Genomic DNA, 20,676 nt, shown 5'->3' on the forward strand with positions numbered 1-20,676 from the left:
TGGCGTCAGGCAACAACAATCAGATTAGCAATCACGGGCTTTGTTCCAGGCACCAAATTTCTCGCCGCACCAACGGCCTGGCGTGTCACGCCACCGTCATCGCGGCTTCCGTCGTGGGGTGGACCGGCAACACACTGCCGAACGAGCACGCGTCGACGATGCGGGCGACGCCGGGGTTGCTGCTGACCATGCGCAGCGTGATGCCGCGGTGACGCAGACGTTCGGCTTCGTCGGCCAAGACGGTGAACGCGCAACAGCCCATGAACTCGAGGCTGGTGACGTCGACGACCAGCAACCCGGCGTGGCTGGCGACGGCGGATGCCTCGGTGACCAGACCGCGCCAGGTGTGTTCGTTGGAGGCGTCGACTTCGCCCCCGGCGCGGATCAGCACCGCCGAACCCGTGCGCACGGTCGTCGCCTTCAGCGCACTGTTGGGCTCGCCGAGTTCAGAAGCCAACCGGTTGCTGAGTGGCACCGGGATGGAAGACGATTCGGACGGACCCACGTTCATAGCACACCCCCAAGAGTGGTGGACCGCGCCGGTGAAACCCCCCGAATGGAATGTCCGCTGCGCGCCGGAAAAATAGCGATGCCTTTTGTATAGCAAAAGGCTCCGCCGGGGGAGGCGAAATGCCCAAATCCGGTTGAGGTCTTCGGGATTACCCTGGCTCGGCTGAATTCAAACCTGACTCAGGCCGTGGTCTCCTCGGCGTCGGTGGGACGGCCGATGATGGCGAAGTTCACGGTTGCGGTTGCGGCGAGGTCGCTGTCGCTGTCACCGAAGATGTCGATCTGCATCACCATCGAGCGACGGCCGGCGCGCAGCACCGTGGGCACGGCGCGTGCCGAGCCGTGCCGGATCGGGCGCAGATAGCGGATGACCAGGTCAGAGGTCGTCATCGCGGTGCCGGGCTGCAGGTACTCCATCCCCAGCTGTCCGCCGGCCACGTCGGCCAGCGTGGCGATCAAGCCGCCCTGCAGCGCGCCGTTGGTGTTGACCACCTGCGGACTCACCGGCATCGACATGGCGAACTCGCCGCCGGGGCCGGCCGTCGGGCGCAGGCCGATTCGGGCGAACAGTTCGCCGAGCGTGGGCGCGACCGCGTCGCCAGCGGTGTCCCGGATCCCCAGCGCTCGGCTGCAGAAGTCGTAGAGCTGTCCGGCGTCGATGGGAGTGCCGTTGAGTTCGGTACCGAGCCAGCGCAATCGCAGGGCGCCGATGATCGTCTGCATGACGATCGCCGACGCCGCACCGACGTCGATTGCGGCGTCGAACAGCCCTTCGGTGATGCCTTGGCCGACGATGTCGCGGATCAGCCGGTGCAGCGGGGACAGTACCCGGGCATATTCGCGCGGCCGGGTCTCGGCCAAGTGCTGGTTGTAGAGACTCAGCGCCCTATTGAGACTGTCCTGGGTGCTGGATTCCGGCTGCGCGGTGACCCGGTCGATGACCAGCTTGAGTGCCGCGGTGCTGTCGAGTCCGGCGGTCTCGGCGCGCCACATTTGCGCGGCCTGAGCCATGGTTCGGTCGAACAGCGCCAGCAGCAGTTCGTCCTTGCTGGCGAAGTGTTGATAGAACGCGCGCAGTGAGGTCTTCGACCGGGCAACGACTTCCTGGACGGTGAAGTCGGTGCGTCCGGTTTCCCCCAGGATCTCGACCGCGGTCTTGATGAAGCGGTCGGCGCGGGTGACGTCAGCTTGCTCGCCGGGGCCGGCCATCGGCGGTCTCCTCTTCGAAGGCGTTGCAACAACGTTCTGGCAATTCCGAGAATGACATTACCGCGTGTTGCTCCGCGAGCCGCCATCAGAGCTGCCCCGCGTCATCGCCGCGGTGTGCGCAGCACCGCCGCTGAAGCACAGCGGTGGGCGTGTCTTATTTTCGTTCCGAAGACCGTTGTCGCACAACAAATTACGCCGAAGCAGTGCTGTGCGGCCCAAATCACCTCAGTTGCGGGAGCCGCGCGGCCGACCGCGTCGACGTGGGCGAACGTGGTAGCCGCCTTGTTCGGCCAACGCACGCAGCCGGCGCAGGGCGAAGTCCCGCGGACGTCCAGACTCCGGGATCGCCACGCCCGCCCATAGCCCTTCGACGTTCGGGTCCTGGCAGGCTTCGCGCGCGCACAGAAACCGGCGTGGGCAGGCCAGGCAGAGCGCTTTTGCCTCCTCGTCCGGTTCGCAGGTCGTCCACCGATCCGGATCGACGCTGCACACCGGCACGTATTCATCCAACGGCGTGGACGACGGCATCACTGCTGCGGTCATCGCTTTCCTCCCGACTTCTGTCGCAAACCCACCGATGCGACGACTTTAACCACAAGTCGCGCGGGACTGCAACAAATAAAACGTAGCAGCTACATTTTTTGCTGAAATCGGCCTAGTATTTTACGTGTGTACTACAAGACATCTGTGGCAGTCGCTCGTGCGGAAGCGTAACCGGAAGCCGGAGATCGCGCGCGCAAACCGCATAGGAAGAGTGAAATGCCGCCTTTCTGAGGGTCGGACACGGGTGTGTAGCAGGAAAGATGTAGCATCTAGCCACGCAGTGCTGGAGGAAGGCTGTAGCGACGATGCCCGTTGATGCGGGAGGTCCGAGCCGGGGGAGTGGCGCAGTGATACCTGACCGGACCGCGCCCGCATCGGCGCTGGTGGTCCGCCTCGGCGACGACGAGCACGTGTTGGACCCGGCGGACGGCGTGGCCGTCATCGGCCGGGACCCTTCGGCCACCATCCGACTCCCCGACGACCGGGTATCCCGCTGGCACGTGCGGCTGGAGCCGCACCAGGACGGCTGGCAGGCCATCGACACCAGCACCAACGGCATGTACGTCGACGGCGTGCGCCGCAGTTCCGTGCTGGTCACCGATGCCGTCACCGTTCACCTGGCCAACCCCGAGGGCTTTCCGGTGACGCTGAGGCCAGGCCCGGCGCCGGACCTCTCCGCGGCTGTCACCGGGGTGATCGACCTGCCCGAGGCCGACGAGGACGAGTGGTGGGGAACCGATGCCGATCCAGGGGTTGCGCGGGCGGGGCAGGCGGTCGCCGCGCGCCGCAACGAACTGGAGATCACCCAGCGCGGTCTGGCCAAAGACAAGGTCATCAACGCCGGGACGCTGATCGCCTTCGAGAAAGGCCGCAGTTGGCCGCGGCGCGCGACCCTGGCCAAGTTGGAAAAAGCTCTGCAGTGGAGTCCGGGCACCATCGCCCGTATCCGCAGCGGGTCTGCCGTGCTGCCGATCCCGGCTGCCGTCACCGCCCCCGACAGGATTCCATCGGTCGGCGAGCAGACCACCGAGGCGCTCAGCGACACCGTCCGGGCGCCGCTGATGGCCGAAGCCGTCGAACTGGCCATGCACGCCATCAGCACCGCCACATCCGAGCTGCCTGACCCCGGCGACCCCGCGTTCACCCCCAAGGTCACCAAGATCCTCGCCGACCTGCGCAAACTCGAGAAAGTCGCCGCCAACGCGGCGCGCAACGCCAAAGGCACCCCGTCGGTGGTGCTGGCACTGAGCACCGTGCGCCGGGCCTACAACGACGTGATGGCCCGCGCCGCCCGCTCGCCGAACGCCACGCTGGGTCAGCGGTTGTACGGCGCCCGGCACGGCGCGGAACTCAGTCTGGATGAAGCGGCCGCCGCTGCCGGGCTACCGGCATCGGTCCTGGCCGACGCCGAGGCGGAACGGCCCGTCCCCGAGGACGTCGCCGCGGCGTTGAACACGCTGATCGGCCAGCTTTCGATCAGCTGACCGGTTACTGCTGGGTGCCTCGGTATCCGGTCTCGAAGGCGACGGTCTGCTGTTGAGCGGGAGTCGGGGAGTGCCCGACGTTCGGCATGCCCGACGGCGGCGCGCTGGAACCCCGAGACGACGCATCGGCCGGCGCGGATGACGGTTCGCCGACGAACTCCGCATAGCTGGCGCTTTGCGCGGCGCGTCGCGGTTCCCTCGCGGAGACCTGCGCTGCCGCCTGGGCGTGCGCGGTCCCCTGCTCGTACTGGGTCTCGCTCGGCTCGTCCTGCGCGTACTGGTTGTAATACTGGGCTGCGGCCTGCGCGTACTGCTCGGCGTAAGCCGCATACCAAGCATGTTGCGCGTCCGTTTGCGTGGGCGCGTGCCGCAACGCGGCCACCGCGACGGCGGTCTGCGCGGCGTTGAGCACCACCAGAATCCACAGCGCCCAACCCGGCTCGACCCCGTCGGGGAGGACGATCCCGCGCGACAGGGCGTCCAAGAACCCGACCGCGGCCAGCGCGGCGACGAGCTTGGCGGCCGGAGTCTGCCGCGGGAAAAGGCCGAATGCCGCCAGCAGACCCGCCAGCACCGGGAACCGGACATCCCAGTCGATCCCCGCGACACCGAGCATCGGCCCGAAACTGACCAGGTAGGAGCACAGACCCAGCAGCGCGACCGCCAGCATCAGATGGCGGTGCGAGACCTTTTCGCCGGAGTCCGGCTCGGCAACCCACTGCGAATAGTCGCCGTAGGCGCTCGATTGCTCCGATGGGTAACCCATGATCACTCCTTTGCACCGCCCCGGTCGGGGTGACCGGGATTCACGCTAGCGCACCGCCGGACCGCAAATCGGAACCGTCGTGCGCGGTTTCAGTCCGAAACGGCGAAAGATCCCTTCAGATAACGCATCTCCTCGTCGGTGGCGACCATGGTGACCACCGACGAGCCCGCCCGGGTGCTCACCTTGACTGTGTCGGTGTCGAGGTCGAGCAGTTGCAACGCCACGTCGGCGTTGGCCGTGACCGCGGATTCGGGCGGGGACACCACGATCGCGGTCACCCCGACCCGCACCGGCTGCTCGGCCACGCCGTCGAACATCTCGACCGAGTAGTTGCGGTCGGCTCCGGCCTGCAGCGAACCCCGATTGAAGTCGGTGACCCACAGCAGGTCGTGGTCTTCGACCTCGTCGACCATCGTGCGCCATTTCGCCGGCCGCCGGCTGTGCACCAGCACATGCGCGCCCAACGCCAGCGACCGCAACACCACCTGCTGGGCCAGGTGCAGCGTGCCGGCGATCTCCACTCGGCGGATCTCCGGACCGAACAGCGCCAGCGCCACCGCGCGACCGTGCTCGTCGGCACCGATCACCTGTCCGCATCCGGACGCCGGTACACACAGCGAGGCAAAGTCCACGTCGGGATCGCCGGTCGAGTAGGCCCAGTTGCGGACCGGCCGCGCCGGTGGCGGCACCGGCAGACTCGCCGCCAGTGCCGAATACTGCTTTCCCCGCAGCGGAGTCAGGCCACGCAGCTGGATCCGGGCGCGGCCGTGGGTGTCGAACCGCGCCAGTCCGCGGATCGCGACGGGGCCGCGCGGATGGTCGCGGCGCAGCGACAGGCTCATGGTGGTGGAGTAGCTGGGGATGGTCCACAGCAGCCCGAGTCCCGCCGTCGTCAGCATGCTCGGCTTGATCGCGAAGCTGCGCAGCCGGAACCGGCCTTCCCGGCAGGTGCGCCAGGTCTCTTCGACGGTGACCAGATCCACCCCGTCGGTCAATTGATTGGTGGCCTGCCCGATCTCGGCGGCGGTCAGCACCCGGGTCCGCAAACCGCCCTCCGTCAGGCGGTTGGCCACCCGCCGCGTCGCGGTGGTGGCGGCCCGCAAGATCCCGTCCCGCCCGCCGCCGCGCCGGCGCACCGCGTCCGCGCACCGGGACGGGTCGAACCGGATCACGATCCACACGTAGCGGTGGGCGATCGCGGGCAGCGGTCCCAGCACGGCGTCGTACACGGCGGCCACCTGGCTACGTCCCTGCGAGCGCGAACCCTGGCTGAGCACGTCGATGGAATCCAGGGTGATGTCGAACTGTTGCAGGCTTTCGACCAGCGCCAGCACCGGCACGGTTTCGCCGGACAGCGTGCTGCCCGGCTCCATGATGGTCATGGCTTGCGGATTCTCTTCGATTTTCAGCAACGACATCAAAGTGCTTCCGTCCCAACGGAAGCCGATCAGGGACCCGTCGGGTATAGGCACATCGAAGGGTTCGGCCGGCGTCATCTTTCGGGATCTGACCCTTCGTTGCCGCCAGAATCCGGAGCGTGCCGCGATCAACCGCGGCAGGGTCGTGCCGCGGAATCGCAGTACCAGGATCAGCGCCACTGCGAAGCCGGCCAGGCTGCCCTGCCAGCCGGCGAATCCGAGCATCGGCGCCGTCACCGTCCCGGCGGCGACCAGCAGTTGCAGCACCAACAGGTCGGGCAGCGGCAACAGACGCTGGGCGCCGATGTCGATCGTCGACCGCAGTCCGTTCGGTTCCGATGACGCATCCGTGCTCGGACGCGTCGCTGCAGGGCGCGGCACAGTCGGATCCTATCCAGTGCGCTGCGCGAAAATTCGCGCGCATTTGGCTGGTGACGGCGTTATAGGCTACCGAGGCTCGGTGCTTGCCCGACTCTGATGGGGGTGGTTATGCCCGCGCAAGTGACGACACGCGCGCAGGTCAACGGCTATCGGTTCCTGATTCGCCGACTCGAGCATGCGTTGATTCGTGCCGACTCGCGGATGATCCACGACCCGATGCGGGGACAGATCCGATCGCTGTTGGTCGGGCTGGTGATCGCGGTGCTCATCACCGGTGCCGCCGGTGTGCTCGCCTTCTTCAAGCCGTCACCCAACATCGGGAACGCGCAGATCCTGCTCAGCAACAACGGCGGCTTGTATGTCCGCATCGGTGATCGCCTGCATCCGGTGCTCAATCTGGCCTCGGCGCGGCTGATCACCGGCAAGCCCGATGCCGCCAAGACGGTCAGTGACAAATGGCTCAATCAGCTGCCCCGGGGTCCGATGGTCGGAATCATCGGCGCTCCCAACAACATTCACGGCGGCGCCGATATGCGCATGTCGCTGTGGACGGTGTGCGACGCTGTCACGACCCCGGATGTGTCCAAGAACATCGGGCTGGCCAGCGTGCAGACCACGGTCATCGCCGGTGACCTCACCCTCGACGACGACATCCGCCGGGCATCGCCCGCACAGATGTTGCTGGTCCGTTCGGGTGACGCGGTCTATCTGATCTTCGACGGGGTGCGCGCGGTCATCGATCCCACGGACGCGGTCGTCGTCAACGCGCTGCATCTGCAGAATGCGCAAGTGCGGCCCATCTCGGTCGCGTTGCTCAACACCTTCCCGCTGGTCCCGCCGATCCGGTCGGTGACGATTGCGGGGGCGGGCCGTGTCCTGGCCGGCTTGGCGGCCTATCCGGTGGGTTCGATCGTGAAGACCGTCGACTCGCGCGGCGAGCAGCTCTACGTGGTGCTGCCCGACGGGTTGCAGCCGGTGTCGCCGGCGGCCGCCGACATCATCCGGTACAGCAATCCCAATGACGCTGCGGCACAGGGCAATCGCGAGGTGTCACCGGCGGTCGTCAGCCAGGTTCCGATCGTGCACACGCTGCCGGTGGACCACTACCCGAGCGTGTCGCCGCAGATCGTCGACGACGAGCCCGACCGGGTCGTGTGCATGGCGTGGGAACGCGGGAACTCCGCCGCGCAAGCCACCGTGCGCGTGCTGGTCGGGCACCGGCTTCCGATTCCGGACGGGGCCCAGCCGGTCGCGCTGGCCAGCGGCGACGGCAACGGTCCCGGCGTCGACGGCGTCTACGTCAAACCGGGCACCGGTGAGTACGTCCAGGCCACCGGCGGTGACGCGGACAGCCGGGCGATGGGTCAGCTGTTCTACATCTCTGATGCCGGCGTGCGCTACCACATCAAGGATCTGCCGACCGCGGCGGCGCTCGGTGTCACCGGCGTGCACGATCCCCGCCTCGACGCCGACGTGCCTCAGTTCGCGCCGTGGCCGGTCGTGGCGTTGCTGCCCGCCGGACCGGAGCTGTCCCAAGAGGCGGCGCTGGTGGCGCATGACGGGATGGGCGCCGACCCGCGCGGATCCAAGGTCGAACAGCCGAAGTCCTGAAACAAGCGGAGGGCTGGGCCGTGCGCCGCTCAGAGCCGCAGTTCGCGAAATACCGCGTACAACCGCACGATCCAGCAGCACAGCGGAAACACCATCACGATGGCGAGGAACTCCAGAAGCTCGACCTGGCGACGCATCACCGGGGAGAACTCCAACCTGGGCGCGACGATGCCGCAGGCGACAGCCAACACCATCAGCAGTATCAGCGCCAGCGTCGCGTCGAGCTCCCAATTGTCCAGGCCGACGGCCGTCTTGACGATGGTGAGCAACCCGATGGTCAGCCCGGCCCCGATCAGCGTGGCGGATTGCACCAGATCGTGGTGGCTGCGTCCGCGCAGGCACAGCACGGTTGCCACGGTGGCTGCGAATAACGTGCCCTGCCAATAGAATCCGCCGCTGACGTCGACCGCCAGGTAGCAGCCGACGGTGGCGGTGATCGCCGCGGCGGTCAGGATGCCGGTCAGGTACTGGCTGGCCCGGCGGACCCGCACGATCATGCCCTCCTCGGTCGGGATGACCTGTTTGCCGACGGCGTTGACGCCCTCCACCGTGGTCCCGCCCTGGGTTTCGATGTCGTCGAGCGGTTCCCCGGCCGTCGGCACCCGCGGCACCGGCAGCTTGGCCAGCAGGATCGTCACCCGGGGGGAGAGGTAGACGACGATCACCGACACCGTTGCCAACACCGCACCGATCGCGCGAGGCGGCGGGTTCCACAGCAGGGCAACCGCACTGGCCGTACCGCCGATCACCGCCAGCGCGATCACCGCCGTGTGCAGCGCGCGCCCGCGGCCGGTCACCAGCAACACCAGCAGCGACGCCAGCCCGGTCAGCGCGAACGCCATCGGCAGCGACTTCGTGCCGAAGCCGTCCGGCACCACGTACAGCGCGCCGCCGAACAACAACGGAGTCGCTACCGCCGCAACCCATTCCGACCGTCGTGCCCCGGCCGAGCGGTGCGCGATCACGCACGCCGCGAGCACTGCCAGCGTCCCGATGCCGAGCGCGGTGGCAGGCACGTAGATCTCGGCCGCATGCCGCGGCAGCAGAAAGGCGACGGCGACCGCAGCGGCCAGGCCCACGCCGAAACACGCGATCTGCCGCGCGTCACGGTGCAGCCAGCCCAGGACCGGGGACCGCGACCGGTCATGGTCGTCCTGCACGTCGTCGAAAAGCATCGGCCGGGCCGGGTGGTCGATCTCCCGGATGCTCAGCAGCTCCCCGTCGTAGACGTTGGCGTCGCTCAACGATCTGGCGGGGTCGATCGGGTCGTCACCGAGGCGGGCCAACGTCCACTTTCCCTCGGAGGTGTCGAAGACGACCTGCTCGAGTCCGGCGCCCGCAGCGGGGTGCGTCGCGATTTGCTCGTTGGCGATGTCGATGACGTCGTCGATGAAGGCGGAGATGCTGGTATTGGCCGGCAATCCGAAGTCCAACCGCAGGTTACCGACCACCAGCGTGACCCGGCTGAGCGTGGGTTCGGACTCTGATTCGGCGTCTAATTCCGAGAGCGACGGCGGTAGAGTCATCGCTGTCGGCCTCCTGCGTGTTGTGGCATTTCGCTGGTGACAATACCCAGGGGCGCCTTGAGAATTTGTCACGAGTTTCGGGGAATGACTATTTGAGTACGCAGGGTTTCGTGCGCCGAACGCGGCTGTCGCCGCCGCGCATGCCGGGCGGTGAAGTGAATCTGCAGGCGCCGCCCGAGGTGCCGCGGGTGATCCCCGGCAACCTCCTGATGAAGTTGCTGCCGTTCGTGATGATCGTCGCGGTCGTCGGGATGATCGCGCTGATGGTGACCGTCGGAGGCCGGGATCTGGCCCGCAATCCGATGTTCCTGATCTTCCCGATGATGATGATCATGTCGATGGCCGGCATGTTCATGGGCGGCGGCGGTCGTAGCGGCAAAGCGGCCGCCGAACTCAACGAGGAGCGCAAGGACTACTTCAGCTACCTGGCCAACCTGCGCGACGACGCCGAGGAGACCGGCGAGGGGCAACGCACCGCGCTGGAGTGGAGCCATCCGGACCCGCGGGCGCTGGCCGATGTGGTGGGCAGCCGTCGGATGTGGGAGCGCCGAACCACCGACAACGACTGGTGCCATGTGCGGGTGGGCATCGGCACCCACCGGTTGGCCACCCGGTTGCTGGCGCCCGAGACCGGCCCGCCGGAGGACCTGGAGCCGGTGTCGACGGTGGCGTTGCGGCGGTTCGTCAAAACCCATTCCGTGGTGCACGCCCTGCCCACCGCGGTGTCGCTGCGGGCGTTTCCCGCCATCACCTTCGAGGGCGACCGGAAGTTGGCCCGCCAACTGGTGCGGTCGATGGTGCTGGAGTTGTGTGCGTTCCACGGTCCCGACCAGGTCCAGGTCGCGGTGGTGACCGCCAACCCCGACAGCGAGAACTGGAGCTGGGCCAAATGGTTGCCGCACGCCCAGCATGCCACCGCCCGCGACGGCATGGGACCGCTGCGCATGCTGTTTCCGAGTCTGGAGCTGCTGGAACGTTCGCTGGCCACCGACCTGGGCGAGCGGGGACGGTTCACCCGCAACGCCGAGCCGACCAAGGGTCTCAAACAACTGGTGGTCGTCATCGACGACGGCTACATCACCGGAACCGAGCGGCTGGTCACCGACGCCGGTCTGGACAGCGTGGTGTTGTTGGATCTCAACGCTTCTGCGGCGCCCGCCAACCGACGAGGGTTGGCGCTGGTGGTGGAGAGCGACTCCGACGGTGAGCACGTGGGTGCCCGCACCGCTGTCGGTGTCGAGCGCTTCGCCACACCCGACACCATCACCGTCGCCGAGGCTGAGGCGACCGCGCGCCGCATCGGCCGCTACCGGCTGGCCAGCGCCGCGCACATCGTCAACCTGGAAGCCGACGCGCGGGCCACCGATCCGGGACTGATGTCGCTGCTGAAAATCTCCGACGCCGCCGAGATCGTGCCCGAGCAGGTGTGGCGCCGACGCTCGCCGCGGGAACGGTTACGGGTCCCGATCGGCTACACACCCAACGGTCAGCCGCTCGAACTCGACATCAAAGAGTCCGCCGAATCGGGCATGGGCCCGCACGGATTGTGCATCGGGGCCACCGGCTCGGGGAAGTCGGAATTCCTGCGCACGCTGGTGTTGTCGATGATCACCTCGCACTCACCCGAGGTGCTGAACATGGTGTTGGTCGACTTCAAAGGTGGCGCAACGTTTCTCGGACTGGAGGGGGTGCCGCACATCGCGGCGATCATCACCAACCTCGAGGACGAGCTGGTCCTGGTCGACCGGATGCGCGACGCATTGGCCGGTGAGCTGAACCGCCGGCAGGAGCTGCTGCGCGCGGCCGGCAACTTCCCCAACGTCAACGAATACGAACGCGCCCGGGCCAACGGCGCCGAACTCGACCCACTGCCTGCGCTGTTCATCATCGTCGATGAGTTCTCCGAATTACTTTCGCAGAAACCCGATTTCGCTGAACTGTTCGTGATGATCGGCCGATTGGGCCGGTCGCTGCATGTGCACCTGCTGCTGGCGTCGCAGCGTCTCGAGGAAGGCAAGATCCGCGGGCTGGAGTCCCACCTGTCCTACCGCATCGGCTTGAAGACTTTCTCGGCCGGTGAGTCGCGCAGCGTGCTCGGTGTTCCAGACGCTTACCACCTGCCCAGCGTTCCCGGCTCGGCCTTCCTGAAATGCGATGCCTCCGAGCCGATCCGGTTCAACACCTGCTATGTGTCCGGAGAGTACGTGCGTCCCCGACGGACCGCGCAGAGCGGCAGAGGGCGCCAACTGGGGGCGCTGGCGCCCAAATTGTTCACCGCCACGCCGGTCAAGAAGGACGCCGTGTCGGTCGGTCCGGTGCCCGGACCGGACGCGGAGCCCGGTGCTTCGTCCGCTCCGATCTCCTCCCCGACCAAGACCACATTGCTCGATGTCGTGGTGTCGCGCCTTCGGGGACACGGCCGACCGGCCCACGAGGTGTGGTTGCCCCCGCTCGACGAGAGCCCGGCGGTGAATCTGCTACTGCCGAACGCGAATTGGCCGGCGCCGGAGAATCTCGACGGCAGGCTGTGGCTGCCGATGGGGGTGGTGGACCGGCCCTACGACCAGCGCCGCGACGTGCTGATGGTCGATTTGTCCGGAGCGCAGGGCAACGTGGCCGTGGTCGGTGGTCCCCAGTCGGGCAAGTCGACCACGCTGCGCACGCTGATCATGTCGGCGGCCGCGACCCACACCCCCGAGCAGGTGCAGTTCTTCTGCCTGGACTTCGGCGGCGGGACGTTGACCAGCCTGGTCAATCTGCCGCACGTGGGCGGGGTGGCGGGCCGGATGGACGCCGACGGTATCCGGCGCACCGTGGCCGAGGTCGCCGGGGTGCTGCGGGCCCGCGAAGTCCGGTTCCGGGATCTGGGCATCGAGTCGATGCGTGACTTCCGCGCCCGCAAGGCGCATCTGGCGACGCTGCCACCCGAGGTCGCCGCGCAGGATCCGTTGAGTCAGGACAAGTTCGGTGACCTGTTCTTGGTGATCGATGGCTGGGCGTCCATCCGCAGCGACTTCGAGATGCTCGAGCCGACTTTGAATTCCCTTGCCATTCAGGGGCTTTCGTATGGTGTGCATCTGGTCATCTCGGCGTCGCGCTGGATGGAGGTGCGTGCTGCGGTCAAGGACATGCTGGGTACCAGGGTCGAGCTGAAGCTGGGCGATTCATTGGACAGCGACGTGGGACGCAAATTCAACGAGCTGATCCCGGTCGGCCGGCCGGGCCGGGGCATCAGTCACGAGCGGCTGCAGATCCTGATCGCGCTACCTCGGCTGGATTCCAGTTCGGGGGTCGAGGATCTGCCCGAAGGTGTCGCGGCCTCGGTCAACGCGATGCGCGCGCACTACGGCAGGCGACAGGCGCCCCGGGTGCGCATGCTGCCGCACAACGTGGATCGTGACGCGGTGGTACGAGCGGCGGGATCGGCCCGGATGCTGAGTCGGGCACGCGTGGCCATCGGCATCAACGAATCCGAATTGCGGCCCGTGGTACTGGATTTCGATACCCAGCCGCATCTGGTCGTGTTCGGCGAGGCGGAATGCGGCAAGACCGGTCTGCTGCGCAACATCGCCACCGGGCTGATGGAGAACGCGACGGCCGATCAGTGCAAGATCATCCTGATCGACTACCGCCGCTCGATGTTGGGCGTGGTGGACAATGACTATCTGGGGGGATATGCCACGGCGTCACAGTCGTGCACCGAGTTGCTGACCGCGCTCGCCGCCAGTTTGCGAGATCGGTTGCCGCCCACCGACATCACCCAGCAGCAGCTCAAGGAACGATCGTGGTGGTCGGGACCGGACATCTTCGTGATGATCGACGACTACGACCTCGTGGCGACCGGATCGATGAGCAGCCCGCTGAGCCCGCTGGTCGAATTCCTGCCGCAGGCACGCGATATCGGCCTTCGAGTCGTCGTAGCGCGCCGCATCGGTGGCGCCGGGCGCGCCATGATGGACCAGTTCATCGGTCGGCTCAAAGACCTGTCGTGCAACGCGTTGGTGATGAGCGGCACCAAAGACGAAGGTTCACTGTTCGGCTACAAGCCCACCGAACTGCCACCGGGACGCGGGATGCTGGTCTCGCGGACCGTCGAAAGCGGCATCATCCAACTGGCCAGAATGCCCGAGCTGTGACCGGCGTCAGCGAACTCAGACAGTTCCGCGTGATATCGGCTGCACCCGAACACGTCCGGGTCTCGGTGTTCGGAGGACACACGCAACTGGATATCGCACTTCCGCTGGATGTCCCGCTGTCGGGCTTCGTCCCGGAACTGGCGCGCCTGGTCGATTCCCGGGACACCGAGCAGGACGGTGCAGGCACGGCCAAGGATGAGCGCCGGAACTTCTGGGTCCTCAGCCGACTCGACGGCGAATCGGTCCTGGCGCCGGACCGCACGCTGCGCGAGGCCGGCGTGACGAACGGCGAACTGCTGCGACTCAGCTCGCAGCGGGCCTTGTCGCCGCCCGTCCGCTACGACGACGTGGTGGACGCGGTCGGACGGCTGAACAAGTCGGCCCACGCGGCCTGGAGCGCGGCATCGGCGCGCTGGATGGCGTTCGCCGGAGTCCACCTCGCCGCCCTTGCCGTCACCTATTGCGTGGTCGGACGACCCGACGCGGCCAACCACTATGTGCTCGTGGCCCTGGCCGGGACGGTGGCGTTGACGCTGGTCGGCGGTGCGGCCCTGGCGCACCGCTCCTACGGACTCGACGATGTGGCCGCCGCACTCGGGTGGGCGGCGATCCCGATCACGGCCGGCATCGCGTTTGCGGTGTTGGGGCGGTTCGGCTCGTACGGGTTGGCCGGCGCCTGCGGCGCGGTGCTGGTGCTGTCCGTCGTCTATTACCGGGTGGTCGGAACGGGACGCTGGGCGTATCTGGCCAGTGCCCTGTTGTTCGGGCTGGTCGGTGCCGGCCTGATGGCCCGGGGCCTGCATGCGCGCGCCGAGGTCGTCTTTGTGACGGCGACGGTGGCGGCGGTGCTGGCCTGCCTGGTCGTGCAGCGGTTGACGGCGCGGTTGAGCAGATTTCCGACACCGCGGGTTGCCGTCGAAACCAGCCGGGAGGACTGGGATTTCAAGAATCCGTTCGAACCGTCGACACCGGTCGACGGTGGCGATTCGGAAACGACGATGCCGACGGCCGAAGCGGTGTGGACCAAGGCGAAGTCGGCGGCCATCACGCGCGCGGGGTTGCTGACCGGATTGGCCGGCGCCGCCGCCGTGTATGTGACGTTGTTGCTGCACGCTGCGCCGGTGGACTGGCCGGCGGTCGCGTTCGGGTTAGCCGCTGCGTTGGTGCTGGCCTTGCACGGCAGGACCTTCCGCACCTGGGTCGAACGCGCCGCGCTGGCGGTGCCGGCCGTCACGATCCTGGTGGTCACCGGCGAAACCGCGCAGCACGGGCCGCCGCCGATGCCGGTGGTCGCCCTCGGCGTGCTGCTGGCGGTGGCGATCGGTGCCGCGTTGGCCGGGTTGCGGGTGTCTGGTGACGGGTCGCCGTCTCGAACGACGACATTGCTCGCTTATCTGCAGTACCTGGCGGTTGCATCGCTGATCCCGCTGGCGCTGTGGGTGGTGGGCCTCTACCAGCGGCTGGGCTTCTGATGAAGCGCGTCGGCGCGGTGCTGGGCGCTTTGCTGGTGCTCTCGGCAATGAATCCCGCGGTTGCCCAGGCGATACAGCCGCCCGTGGTGCAACCGGGGCCGCCGCCTGACGGGCCGCTCGGGCCGCCCGAGACGACGGAACTCAAAGCGATCTGCGGTGTGCCGACCGGGGTCTTGCCGCAATCGGATTTCAGCCTCCAGCCCGGCGCCGAGGCGATGCTCGACTTCACCGCCGCGTGGCGGTTCTCACGTGGTGCGGGACAGACGGTCGCCGTGATCGACACCGGCGTCAACCGGCACCCGCGATTGCCGCTGCTGCAGGGGGGCGGCGACTACGTCTCGAACACCGACGGCCTGCAGGATTGCGACGCCCACGGAACGCTGGTGGCCGGGATCATCGCCGCCCAGCCCAGCCCCGCCGACGGCTTCGCGGGGGTGGCACCCGAGGCGACCATCCTCTCGATCCGGCAGAACAGCACCGTGTACGGCCCGAAAGAGGGCGGCTCAGCGCAGACCAACGATCCCAACGCCACGTCGCCGGGATACGGCAACACCCTGACTCTGGCGTACGCCGTCACCCGCGCGGTCAACCTGGGCGCCACCGTGATCAATCTATCCGAGGTGGCCTGCACCCCGGTCGGCGGCGGTCTCGACGACGCGGCGCTGGGGCGCGCGGTTCGGTATGCCTTCGAGCGCAACGTGGTGGTGGTGGCCGCGGCCGGCAACTTCAGCAATCAGGGACTCTGCAAGACCCAGAACGCGATGCCTGACCCGAACATGCCGCTGCGCAGCGGTTGGGATTCGGTGCGGACCATCGCCAGCCCGGCATGGTTCAGCGACTACGTGTTGACCGTCGGGGCGTTGACGACGTCGGGTGAACCCGCCGATTTCAGCCTGCGCGGGCCGTGGGTGGGCGTCGCGGCGCCGGGCGAAAGGATCGAGTCGCTGGACTCCAACGGGCCCGGACTGATCAACGCGGTCTTGGGCCAGCAGGGTCTGTCGCCGATCAACGGCACGAGTTTCGCCGCGCCGTTCGTCTCCGGGGTGGCGGCCCTGATCCGGTCCCGCTACCCCGAACTGAGCGCCGCTCAGGTGATCGATCTGATCAAACGCACCGCGCATACGCCCGGCGCGGGTCCCAACGAAGCCACCGGCTACGGGGTGATCGACCCGGTCGCGGCGCTGACCTACCGTCTTCCCGCGTCCGGCCAACTGCCCAATCCCGAACGGGCGACACCCATCGCCGGTCGGCCACCGCGCGACCCGGGCAGTCACCGCGCCCAGATCATCGTGCTGTCGGTCACCGCAGGCGCGGTGGCGTTGGCCGGGGTGGCGTGCGCGCTGGCAGTGGCCCGCCGACGTCGCGAAGCACGGACGGATCCCGAACCGGTCGACGCGGTGCATTAGGCATGTCATCGGCCGGCATCGCGGTTCGTGCGTCGCGCGGATGTCTGGCAGCGTCCAACTGAGAATTAACCGTTTGACGCTACGTACGATTGACTACGGCGTGTCGCGTATTCACCAAATGGAAAGGGGGGACGACAGTGGCTGACCGAACGCCGAAGCAGAAGCCGGCGGCCGAAGAGCGTGGGTCACTGGCGCAGCCTCCCTGGCTGACCGGTGAAACGACGCAGCAGCGGCGTGTTCCCCCCGGCCGTGGCAAACAGGACGACGACGGCGAGCAGTCCACCAGGTCCCGCACGCGGCGCAAACCCAAGGAACCTGTTCGCGAACAGGAACCGGACCCGGTTTCACGTACCGAACCGCATGCCGCGCCGCCGCCAGACCCCGAAGACGTTGTACCGCCGCGGCCCGCGCGGGTCTCGGTCCGACGGAACCGTTTCGGCGCCGAGGAGGATTCCGGCTTACCCACGCCGCCGGTCGCGGACGACGCCGACGTGGCGGCGCCCCAGTCAGGTGCGTCGGGTCGGCATTCTGTGGAAGCGCGGATAGCCGATCCACCCGACTCCCCGGCCTTCCAAGCGTCCAATCTCCCGGCCGCGTCCGAGCTTTCGAGGCACGCGGCGCCCGGCCCCGCGTCGCCGAGACCCGAGTCTGAGCCGGAAAATCCGGCGGAAGCTGAACCTTCCGTTGATGTTTCGACTCAGACAGTTTTTGCGCGCGAGGCAGCCCCCGAATCGCTGGTTGAACCCGAGCCACCTGGTTCGAGTCCGGAGTCTTCGGCGCCCGACCGGCCGACAGCTGACGAGGCCACAGCGGGCGAACTCGACGAGATCGAATCGAGGGCGGCGGCGCTCCTCGAACAGATGCAGGCCAAGCGGGCACAGGTAGCGCAGACGGCGCGAGACCCCGAGATCGAAGAGGCAGTCGACCCGCAGCCGGACGTCGTTGTCGAAGATTGGCTGTCGACCGACGTCGAGGTAACCGAAGTTGCGGCGCCTCAAGATGATTGGCTCACCGAAGTCCATGAGCCGTCCGCAGTGGACCACGTGCAGGCCGCCGGCCACGGCGCGACCGTCGCGGAGCCCAAGGAGTGGCGATGGAACGACCTGCTGGATGATGTGGCCACGTCGGCGGAGCCGGTCGGTCAGCATCAACTTGCCGAGCCGACCGCTCAGACCGGACCGGAGTCGGACCACGCACAAGAATCGTCGCCGGAGCTTCGTGGCCCGACGGTGCCACCGCGACAGGTGGCGGGTCCGGGCACGCTGCCGGGGACCGAAGACACCCATGGGGCTCCCCAGCAACCGCCGCCCGCCTCCCCGACCCAGCTCGGACCGGCCGGTCCGCGGGTGCGGCGCGGTGGCGCACCGCCGTTCCCCCCGCCGCCACCACCCCCGCCGGGGCCGTTCCCGCCTCCGCCGTGGTGGCCCGGACCGCCGCCCGGGCGGCGCGTACCCCGCACGCAGCAGTCACCGGCCAACCGACCGCCGCGTCCCGGAGCGCCGCCGGCCCCACTGGGCCCGCCTCCGAACTATCAGCCGTTCCAGGTGCCGCCGCCCATCGACGAGGCCGAGGTGGCCAACCTGGACCGGTTCGCGCCGCCGTCGGGCTGGCGGCGTGCGGTGCACAAGGCGACCGCGGGACATCTCAACCCCGGAGCGTCCCGCAAGGAGCGTCGGCACGAGCATCTGCTGGCCGAGATCCGGCAGCCGATCGTCGGTGACTTCCGCATTGCGGTGTTGTCGATCAAGGGCGGAGTGGGTAAGACCACCACCACATTTGGGTTGGGTTCGGCCTTGGCGACGGTGCGACATGACCGGGTTATCGCCGTGGACGCCAATCCCGACCGCGGCACGCTGGGCGAACGAGTCGGCGACGTCTCGACCCGCTCGACCGTGCGCGACCTGCTCGCGGATCCTGACATCAACCGCTACGCCGACGTCCGAAACCACACCTTGATGGCCACCAGTCGACTGGAAGTGCTTGCCAGCGAACAGGATCCGGCTGTTTCGGAGATCTTCGGCGCGGACGACTATCGGCGTACCGTCGACATCCTTCGGCATTTCTACAACATCATCCTGACCGACTGCGGAACCGGCATCATGCATTCGGCGATGTCGGCGGTGTTGGACTTGGCGCACACTATCGTGCTGGTCAGCTCACCGGCCATCGACGCCGCGCGCAGCGCCTCGGCCACGTTGGATTGGCTGATGCAGCACGGACATTCGGGCCTGGTTCGGGAAGCCCACGTGGTGCTCAGTGCTTCTCGGCCCGGATCGGCGGCACTCAAGCTGGACAAGGTGTACGAGCATTTTCAAACGCGCTGCCGCTCAATTCATTTGATACCGTTCGACCCGCACCTGGCCGAGGGTGCCGACGTCGACTTCGACCGGCTGCGCCCTGCGACCAGGCAGGCGTACCTGGAACTGGCCGGGTCGGTGTCGGAGAACTTCGGACGGTTGCGCGGCGCCCGCGAAAAGGTTTAAGCACCAGCCCCTTTGAGGACACTCATCCGGCAGGCCTAGTCGAAGATGTCGGTCCCGGTGTCGTGTGCGGGTGGTGGGTCGACGGCGGGGTGGCGTTGGCGGAATTGTGCGGAAAGCTGACTGCTGACTTGTGCGGTGGGTGCGGTGGCGGGTGCGGTGAGGATGTGGTTGTCGTCGGCGACGTAGTAGTGGGTGTCGACGGGTTGGGTTGTGGTCATTTGCCAGCCGTCGCGCAACCGCGTGGGGCGAAGATCTGCGGCGGGGTAGGACGGGTCGTGGACGCTCAGATAGTCACCGACGATGGTTAGTGCCTGTGCGGGGGGCAGATAGGGGCTCTCAGCCGGGGACGGGAAGTAGAAGATCTCGTCGGCGGTGGGGACGGCGTAGCCGGCGCCGGTGAGGTCGCGCACCGGCTTCAGCGAGCCGTCCACCAGGTGGTAGGGCACGACGGCCATGGTCAGCCGGGCGGCTTCGAGGATGTCGATGGTCGCCCAGATATCGCCGGGGCCGAGTATTTCAACGTTGGGGAAATGCCCCAGCTCGTCGCGTGTCGGAGCGGGCGGTTCGGGCGCCTCGGCATTTTGCCGGCGACCGCCGTCGAGGCTCAGTCGTAGCGTTGGTCCGTCGATCCGCCGGATTGAGTACGGGTTGCCTTTGTAAGAGCACGCGGTGATTACCTTGTAGAACGCATCCACTTCCGATTCCGGTATCGCCTTGTAGGCAGTGGACTGTACGAAGGAGCGGCTCGAATCCTTGGGCTCGAATCCGGGTGGGATCGATTGTCCCGGGGAGACGATCAATTTGACCCGCGAGGCATTGATATCGCAGCGGAATATTCGCCCCTGGTAGTTGCAGTACAGATCGCGGGGCAGCAACTGTGTGCCGTCCAGACGTAGCGGGTGCTGTGGTGTGGGGGCAGCAGGGCTGCCGAATACTTCGTCGGTGACGGCGCTGACTTGCGCGGCCGTGACCTGGCGAGGTGCGAAGTCCTGTTCCCGCAGATAGTCGAGGAACTGTGTTCCCGGACTGAGGTGGTAGTGGCGCACGAAGTAGGTGACGGCGTCGTCCCAGCGCCAAATCCCGTCGGTGCGTTGGGTCAGGGGCACCTGTGCTGCGGTGTTGTCCGACCACGGATCAGGAATCCGGGCGGTGGTGCGGGCCACCACCGCTCCGGCGTCGAGGTAGTCGGCGACGCGCAGCGCGTCCTGTGCGGACAGCCGGGGTCGCGACTCGTCGGGGGCGATGCCGGAGGGGCTGCCCGGTTCGGGCCGCCATACCGACAGTGCGCGGGTTCCTTCACGAGGGCGTAGTCCCGCTGCCTTCCTGCCGGCCGGAGTGAGGTTCAACCACGTCTGATATTCCCAGGCGTCCGGGTCCGCCCATTGGCCGACGATCCGGTCGGCCAGCTGCTGCATCACCGAGTCCAGCCCGCCCGGCCATACCAGGAACCCAGAGTCGTCTGGTCCCGGGATATCACCGAGTTCTACCAGGCCGTCTTCAAGTAACGAGCGGATAGTGGTCAGCATCAGTTGCTGCCGCTCGGCCGGTGCGGCCGGGAGCCCGCGGCGGTCGAGTTGGCCACGCACGTCCGCCATCGATACCCAGTCCGCCTGGCCGAGTGCCAGGATGTCGCCGCGTAGCAGGGCTTGTGGCGTCGCCGCCGGTTCGGTCATTGCTTCGTGCTCCCATCGTGCTCGCCTGCCACCATTTCAGTGCTCGCAGACTTCGCGC

The 20,676-nt window shown here is 67.5% G+C and carries 12 protein-coding genes and 1 pseudogene; 6 read left to right on the top strand and 7 right to left on the bottom strand.

The genetic code is table 11. The features are described from left to right. Window positions 1-85 precede the first annotated feature (85 nt). The 3 genes from AC5Y46_RS11065 to AC5Y46_RS11075 all read right to left on the bottom strand — a co-directional run bounded on the left by AC5Y46_RS11065 (window position 86) and on the right by AC5Y46_RS11075 (window position 2,262). Complete coding sequence (locus tag AC5Y46_RS11065; RefSeq protein WP_499940915.1) at window positions 86-511, bottom strand: anti-sigma factor antagonist; 426 nt, start codon at window positions 509-511, stop codon at window positions 86-88. 179 nt (window positions 512-690) lie between these two features. Continuing rightward, the gene (locus tag AC5Y46_RS11070) at window positions 691-1,719 is read right to left on the bottom strand and encodes a hotdog fold thioesterase (protein ID WP_499940914.1); all 1,029 of its coding nucleotides are present in this window, start codon (window positions 1,717-1,719) and stop codon (window positions 691-693) included. A gap of 225 nt (window positions 1,720-1,944) precedes the next feature. Beyond that, entirely contained in the window at window positions 1,945-2,262 is a 318-nt protein-coding gene (locus tag AC5Y46_RS11075) for a WhiB family transcriptional regulator (RefSeq protein WP_499940912.1), read from the bottom strand. A gap of 347 nt (window positions 2,263-2,609) precedes the next feature. Here AC5Y46_RS11075 and AC5Y46_RS11080 point away from each other — a divergent pair, with 347 nt between their 5' ends. Continuing rightward, a complete protein-coding gene (locus tag AC5Y46_RS11080; protein WP_499940911.1) occupies window positions 2,610-3,746 on the top strand; it encodes an FHA domain-containing protein in 1,137 nt (378 codons plus the stop codon). Window positions 3,747-3,750: 4 nt separating this feature from the next. Here AC5Y46_RS11080 and AC5Y46_RS11085 read toward each other — a convergent pair whose 3' ends face one another. After that, window positions 3,751-4,512, bottom strand: a complete 762-nt coding sequence (locus AC5Y46_RS11085) for a DUF5336 domain-containing protein (RefSeq protein ID WP_499940910.1) — start codon at window positions 4,510-4,512, stop codon at window positions 3,751-3,753. Between the two features lie 89 nt (window positions 4,513-4,601). Continuing rightward, the gene (gene eccE, locus AC5Y46_RS11090) at window positions 4,602-6,311 is read right to left on the bottom strand and encodes a type VII secretion protein EccE (protein ID WP_499940908.1); all 1,710 of its coding nucleotides are present in this window, start codon (window positions 6,309-6,311) and stop codon (window positions 4,602-4,604) included. Window positions 6,312-6,419: 108 nt separating this feature from the next. On the opposite strand from eccE, the gene eccB reads away from it, so the two are divergent. After that, the gene (gene eccB / locus AC5Y46_RS11095) at window positions 6,420-7,922 is read left to right on the top strand and encodes a type VII secretion protein EccB (RefSeq protein ID WP_499991006.1); all 1,503 of its coding nucleotides are present in this window, start codon (window positions 6,420-6,422) and stop codon (window positions 7,920-7,922) included. Window positions 7,923-7,951: 29 nt separating this feature from the next. On the opposite strand, the gene eccD (AC5Y46_RS11100) is transcribed toward eccB, so the two are convergent. Continuing rightward, the gene (gene eccD / locus AC5Y46_RS11100; RefSeq protein WP_499940905.1) at window positions 7,952-9,448 is read right to left on the bottom strand and encodes a type VII secretion integral membrane protein EccD; all 1,497 of its coding nucleotides are present in this window, start codon (window positions 9,446-9,448) and stop codon (window positions 7,952-7,954) included. A gap of 92 nt (window positions 9,449-9,540) precedes the next feature. Here eccD (AC5Y46_RS11100) and eccCa point away from each other — a divergent pair, with 92 nt between their 5' ends. The 4 genes and pseudogenes from eccCa to AC5Y46_RS11120 form a co-directional block, all read left to right on the top strand. Next, window positions 9,541-13,584 carry a type VII secretion protein EccCa gene (gene eccCa, locus AC5Y46_RS11105; RefSeq protein ID WP_499940904.1) on the top strand — a complete coding sequence of 1,348 codons (4,044 nt, stop codon included), beginning with the start codon at window positions 9,541-9,543 and terminating at the stop codon, window positions 13,582-13,584. Then, window positions 13,581-15,056: a type VII secretion integral membrane protein EccD gene (gene eccD / locus AC5Y46_RS11110; protein ID WP_499940902.1), complete on the top strand. Its 1,476-nt coding sequence runs from the start codon at window positions 13,581-13,583 to the stop codon at window positions 15,054-15,056. The genes eccCa and eccD (AC5Y46_RS11110) overlap by 4 nt, the downstream gene beginning before the upstream one ends. Then, on the top strand, window positions 15,056-16,462 hold the full coding sequence (mycP, locus tag AC5Y46_RS11115) for a type VII secretion-associated serine protease mycosin (protein WP_499940901.1): 1,407 nt from the start codon (window positions 15,056-15,058) through the stop codon (window positions 16,460-16,462). The genes eccD (AC5Y46_RS11110) and mycP overlap by 1 nt, the downstream gene beginning before the upstream one ends. A gap of 1,073 nt (window positions 16,463-17,535) precedes the next feature. After that, window positions 17,536-18,945 (top strand): annotated as a pseudogene (locus AC5Y46_RS11120) (MinD/ParA family ATP-binding protein); the annotation flags it as partial. A 35-nt stretch (window positions 18,946-18,980) separates the two neighbouring features. On the opposite strand, the gene AC5Y46_RS11125 reads toward AC5Y46_RS11120, so the two are convergent. Then, window positions 18,981-20,618 carry a hypothetical protein gene (locus AC5Y46_RS11125; RefSeq protein ID WP_499940900.1) on the bottom strand — a complete coding sequence of 546 codons (1,638 nt, stop codon included), beginning with the start codon at window positions 20,616-20,618 and terminating at the stop codon, window positions 18,981-18,983. Window positions 20,619-20,676: the final 58 nt, after the last annotated feature.

It is taken from the genome of Mycobacterium sp. NGS59, from assembly GCF_059812345.1.

Bases quoted from the DNA above. Each gene is read 5' to 3' on its own strand.
- AC5Y46_RS11065 (WP_499940915.1), bottom strand. From the start codon at position 511: ATGAACGTGGGTCCGTCCGAATCGTCTTCCATCCCGGTGCCACTCAGC.
- AC5Y46_RS11070 (WP_499940914.1), bottom strand. From the start codon at position 1,719: ATGGCCGGCCCCGGCGAGCAAGCTGACGTCACCCGCGCCGACCGCTTC.
- AC5Y46_RS11075 (WP_499940912.1), bottom strand. From the start codon at position 2,262: ATGACCGCAGCAGTGATGCCGTCGTCCACGCCGTTGGATGAATACGTG.
- AC5Y46_RS11085 (WP_499940910.1), bottom strand. From the start codon at position 4,512: ATGGGTTACCCATCGGAGCAATCGAGCGCCTACGGCGACTATTCGCAG.
- eccB (WP_499991006.1), top strand. From the start codon at position 6,420: ATGCCCGCGCAAGTGACGACACGCGCGCAGGTCAACGGCTATCGGTTC.
- eccD (WP_499940905.1), bottom strand. From the start codon at position 9,448: ATGACTCTACCGCCGTCGCTCTCGGAATTAGACGCCGAATCAGAGTCC.
- mycP (WP_499940901.1), top strand. From the start codon at position 15,056: ATGAAGCGCGTCGGCGCGGTGCTGGGCGCTTTGCTGGTGCTCTCGGCA.
- AC5Y46_RS11125 (WP_499940900.1), bottom strand. From the start codon at position 20,618: ATGACCGAACCGGCGGCGACGCCACAAGCCCTGCTACGCGGCGACATC.